The 5,200-nt window shown below is 34.2% G+C and carries 4 protein-coding genes; 2 read left to right on the forward strand and 2 right to left on the reverse strand.

Annotated features, from left to right (window positions below):
- Positions 1 to 291: 291 nt before the first annotated feature.
- Together AC2YHV_RS27470 and AC2YHV_RS27475 are read right to left on the reverse strand one after the other, a co-directional pair.
- Positions 292 to 1,389, reverse strand: coding sequence for a copper resistance D family protein (locus AC2YHV_RS27470; protein WP_487374593.1), 1,098 nt, complete (start codon positions 1,387 to 1,389; stop codon positions 292 to 294).
- A gap of 3 nt (positions 1,390 to 1,392) precedes the next feature.
- A complete protein-coding gene (locus AC2YHV_RS27475) occupies positions 1,393 to 1,947 on the reverse strand; it encodes a copper resistance CopC family protein (protein WP_487374594.1) in 555 nt (184 codons plus the stop codon).
- Between the two features lie 114 nt (positions 1,948 to 2,061).
- Here AC2YHV_RS27475 and AC2YHV_RS27480 point away from each other — a divergent pair, with 114 nt between their 5' ends.
- Complete coding sequence (locus AC2YHV_RS27480) at positions 2,062 to 2,382, forward strand: ArsR/SmtB family transcription factor (RefSeq protein WP_487374595.1); 321 nt, start codon at positions 2,062 to 2,064, stop codon at positions 2,380 to 2,382.
- An 11-nt stretch (positions 2,383 to 2,393) separates the two neighbouring features.
- Positions 2,394 to 5,081 carry a heavy metal translocating P-type ATPase gene (locus AC2YHV_RS27485; protein WP_487374596.1) on the forward strand — a complete coding sequence of 896 codons (2,688 nt, stop codon included), beginning with the start codon at positions 2,394 to 2,396 and terminating at the stop codon, positions 5,079 to 5,081.
- Positions 5,082 to 5,200: the final 119 nt, after the last annotated feature.

Consider the following 5,200-nt stretch of genomic DNA (forward strand, 5'->3'; position numbering starts at 1 on the left):
GCTTAACTTCGGTGAAGAGTGAGGTTTTCAGTCAGTTGATAAAAACCTTCTAAAAATATAGGCAGATTAATATGCAAAAAAATGCTAATGGATGGTCACCACAGTTTTTGGAACCTGAGTATAAATAAAAGTAACAAGTGCGATGTTACAAATGCCCTCCCTAGCTTTTCACTGTTTAGATGTAGAATTTAAAATTTTTGATATTAATAAAAAAGCGTTTATAACGGCAATTTTCATTCCTGAATTCTTACTCTTCATCACATTTCACCTCGTATAAAATATTAAATTCTTTTATTGAATGCTTACCATTAATGATAAATAAAAAGCTACCACACTTAATACACTCATTGTGAAACCTAATAGAATAGGTGCTCTTTTTATGTAAGACAATATTGTTAATCCCAAGCAGGATAAAGCTAACATTAATAACATTGCACTGTTAAATTCAAAACCAAAAACTATTACTAAATCGCGTGTTATATTTCCTTGATATAATAGATCGAATAATATGGACGGTCCTGATGAGCCAATTGTTGTTTCAATATCATGAGGTGGCTCTTGTTGCCCTAATACAGCAGTAGCAGAGAAAATTAGAAATACAATTAAACTCTCAGCTTTCGTCCAAGGTCTTGGGTTAAAATTATCACTATTTTTTATTTTTTTTCGTATCAAAATGCTATTAATGAAGACATATGCCAATAATGGAATAATGAGCAGATGTTTAATTAAAAGTGCTTGTCCATAAGGAAGGATCCAAGATTTTGCATAGTCTTTATAATCGATCACTACAGTCATTAAAAAAAGTCCTGATATAACCGTCATAAAGAAACACATTAATGCAACGGGTGTAAACCATCTTAAAAATTTCATCCAATTTAAGTGACCTTTTGAGGCCCAACTAACCACGAATAAAATTCCTACCCAAATTGATACAGCTAGAAAATGAATAGTGTGTACAAGGAATCCTTTCCATTGCTCAATAGAACTAGCATGACTAGACCAACCTAGTGCGAGAATTAATATGGACGTAATGACAATACCAATGGATGCATATAGCGGACTCTTTCGATAATCAAACCAAACAATATAAATAAATAATAGGTTTGAGAGTAAATATGTAAAAATCCAGGCTTTTCCCACTTCAAATGTAAAAAGTACCGATTTAAGTGTTTGCTCAAACCCAATGTCTTGATAAAGATATAAAATCACTTGTAAAACGGGTATAAATGAAAAGATTCCTATACCGGCTGTAGCTAGCATTAATACACCTTTAGGTACGTTAATATCTGGTCTATAAGCACTTGGTACAAGCTGAAGGATAAAACTGCCCATTAATAGGGAAAAACAAAGATATAATAATGGTTCACTGATGATTCCAATCATTAACATTTATTATTTCTTCCTCCTCATTAGCCATAGAAAACTTCCAATAACTACGACAAATAAAACAACTGAAATGGAAGGGATTATATAAGAAGGCACGTTACTTTGTTGTACTTCCTGCTTTGGTTTTTTTATCTTGTTTTCTTGAATATCTTCTTGTTTTCGTTCTTCTTCTGTTTCACTCTTGCTTTCAACGGTGGCTTTATCATTAGGTACATCTACTGAAAAAGAAAACGTACCTTCTATCGGGTGTCCATCTGCACCAATGATCTCCCAGTCCACTTTATAATTTCCATTCTTTAAAGGTTGAAGGAAATTAGCCCACATCTCCTCCTCCTCGATCACAAAGTTTCCTAGTTTAACATATTCACCGTTTGAGTTCGAAACACTAATTCTACTGTTCTGTTCAACTTTTGTCGCAAAAATTAAAGTTAACTCCTGAATGGGTTCTGTAATTACTTCACCATCTTTAGGTGTTGAGTCTTCCAGAGAAGTGTGTGCTAGTGCTTGCTTTGAAAATAAGATGAAAAGTAATAAAAATAATAAAGATACTTTTTTTATCATTCCAGATACTCCTTTTACAAATTTAATTCATCAATTTGACACACATATTAGCTACTGCTAATATGATGATAACAAAACATATTAGTCCTGTCTAATATGTTAGGAGGTAAATATATGCAAATTACTGATATAGATATGAAGGTTAAACTAATTCATGGATTTTCTAATAAAACAAGGATACAAATCCTCGAAAGTATAAAAAGTCAGGAAAAAACTGTGTCTCAAATTGTAGAAGAAATTAAGGGGAACCAGTCTAATATTTCACAACACCTTGCTTGCTTAAAGGGCTGTGGAATTATTGTCGGAAGGAATGAAGGAAAATACTGCTATTACAGTTTACGCAATCAGCATATACGAGATTTATTAGCAATGTTTGATGTAGTACTGGAAGATGTTCAAAATGACGTTGCATGCTGCGAAAATCATATAGATTAGGAGTGCTTATGATGGCTGACAAATACAGTAATTCTAATAATGATGCTGAAGATACAGAAAATAGGACGGATAGTTGTTGCAGCTCCACCAAGTTAGAAATAAAACAAGAAAACACAAGTTGTTGTTCAAGTAACAAAGATTCAGTAAACAGCTTTAATTCAATACCTATTTTTATACAAACAGAAACTAGTTGTTGTAGCAGTAATACATCAAAGGAAACAGATAAAGAATTAGAGAAAATAAACTGTTGCAGCACTTCCCTTCCAAGTGAAAAAAAGCAAGAAACCACTAATTGCTGTAGCAGTAATACAACAATTAAAGAAGATGAAACATTTGTGAATACAAGCTGTTGTAGTAGTAATGAACAACAGACAATCTCGAACTCTCTTCCTTCTGGGGAGAAAATGGTTTACAGAGTTCACGGAATGGATTGTCCGGCTTGTGCAAAAACCATTGAAAAAGGTTTAAGTATATTGAAGGATATCGCTGAGGTAAAGGTTAATTACAGCACCGCAAAAATGCAGGTGGCTGCTAGTCACCTTGATGCTTTTGTCCCAATTGAAAGTGAAATCAAAAAGCTTGGATATTCTGTTGAGCCTTTAAATCAAAAAGGGAATACAAAAACGTTCGAAATTGCTGGAATGGACTGTGGTAGTTGTGCTAAGAGTATAGAAAACCATTTGAATACCCTCTCAAATGTTAAATATGTCAGTGTAAATTTCTCTACCGGGAAAATGAAAATTGAACATTCAGATAGTGTTGAAAATATTATTTCTGAGGTTTCTAAAATTGGCTTTAAAGCTTCATTACAGTCAAATAAGAAATCGATACAGACTAACAAAAGTAACGAAAATGGCTTAATAATCTTGTCTGGAATACTAATCGCTCTGGGGTTTATCGGCTCATTTAATGGAATTTCTCCATTGATGTCCACTATGCTATATGTAATTGCAATGGTGATAAGTGGTTATAAGCCCGTTAAGAGTGCATTCTACGCAATAAAAAGTCGTTCATTAGATATGAATGTTTTAATGTCTGCTGCAGCTATTGGAGCTGTTCTAATAGGTGAATGGCTTGAAGGTGCTACTGTTGTATGGTTATTTGCAATCGGTAACTTACTACAAACAAAATCAATTGAACGTACAAGGAATTCAATTCGTAACCTTATGGATTTAGCTCCTCCTGAAGCTTGGGTCAGCGTTGGTTTAGAGATAATTAAAAAACCAGTTGAAGAAATAACAGTTGGTGACATTATCATTGTAAAACCCGGCGATAAGATTCCATTAGACGGTGAAATTATTCAAGGAGAATCAAGCGTCAATCAGGCTCCAATTACTGGAGAGTCCATTCCTGTAGATAAGGAAATTGGTGACACAGTATACGCAGGAACTATAAATGAAAATGGTTCTCTTGAGATTAAGGTGACTAAGTTAGTTGAAGATACCACCATATCAAAAATTATTCACTTGGTTGAAGAAGCACAAGAACAAAAAGCACCAACAGAAGCATTTGTAGATAAATTCGCGAGTATTTATACACCTATTGTATTTATTTTAGCATTGGCAATTATGGTACTGCCTCCAATTCTTGGATTTGGCACTTGGGGCGACTGGTTTTATAAGGGACTCGAATTGCTAGTTGTAGCTTGCCCTTGTGCTTTAGTGATTTCGACTCCTGTTGCGATCGTATCAGCCATTGGGAACGCTGCGAAGAATGGTGTCTTAATTAAAGGTGGTACGTTCTTAGAAAAAGCTGGTGCCATTACTGCCATTGCATTTGATAAAACAGGGACTTTGACTGAAGGAAAGCCAAAAGTCACAGAAATCAAGACTTTACACGTAACAGAAGATGAATTACTTTCAATTGCCTTAACATTAGAAGATTATTCAACACATCCTATAGCCAAAGCAATTGTTGGATATGCCAACGAAAAAGGAATTCAGCCTAAAATTGGCGGGCTATTCAGAAATATCGTTGGAAAAGGTGTTCAAGCGACTATTGAAGGAAATATTTATTACGGTGGTAATTTAAAACTATTTGAAGAAATGAATGTTTCCTTAGATGATGTAAAAAGTCATGTTCAAGAGATACAAAATAAAGGAAAAACTGTAGTTATAATCGGGACACAGCATCAAGTAATCGGGATAATTGCAGTTTCTGATACCATCCGTGAAACAACAGCTTCTACTTTAAAAGCATTAAAACAAAGTGGAGTTAACCAAACAGTAATGTTGACCGGGGATAATGAAGGATCTGCAAAAATGATTGCTTCAGAAGCTAATCTTACTCGTTATTTTGCAAATTTATTACCAGAGGATAAAGTAGATGCCATAAAGAAATTACAAAATGAAGGACATAAGGTAGCAATGGTTGGAGATGGTATTAATGATGCCCCAGCACTTGCAACAGCAGATTTAGGTATTGCTATGGGCGGTGCAGGGACTGACACCGCAATGGAGACAGCAGATATTGTTTTAATGGCTGATAATCTTGATAAACTTCCTCATTCAATGAAGTTAAGCAGAAAAGCTTTAACTATTATTAAACAAAATATTTGGTTCTCCGTAATTATTAAAGTAATTGCATTGGTTTTAATCTTTCCTGGCTGGCTTACACTTTGGATGGCTGTATTAAGTGATACAGGTGCTGCATTAATTGTTATTTTAAATGCAATAAGATTATTAAAAATTAAAGAATAGATGTTAATGAGATGCTTCTTGATAAGAAGCATCTCATTTCAGACTGTAGACAAACTCGATGAAAATCGAGTTTGTCTATTTTTTATGGCTTGTACAATTTGGACGTTGATTTCCACTCT

This window comes from Peribacillus sp. SRI_006 (genome assembly GCF_057586375.1).

Coding starts and splice junctions, on each gene's coding strand:
- AC2YHV_RS27470 (WP_487374593.1), bottom strand. CDS start 1,389: ATGTTAATGATTGGAATCATCAGTGAACCATTATTATATCTTTGTTTT.
- AC2YHV_RS27475 (WP_487374594.1), bottom strand. CDS start 1,947: ATGATAAAAAAAGTATCTTTATTATTTTTATTACTTTTCATCTTATTT.
- AC2YHV_RS27480 (WP_487374595.1), top strand. CDS start 2,062: ATGCAAATTACTGATATAGATATGAAGGTTAAACTAATTCATGGATTT.
- AC2YHV_RS27485 (WP_487374596.1), top strand. CDS start 2,394: ATGGCTGACAAATACAGTAATTCTAATAATGATGCTGAAGATACAGAA.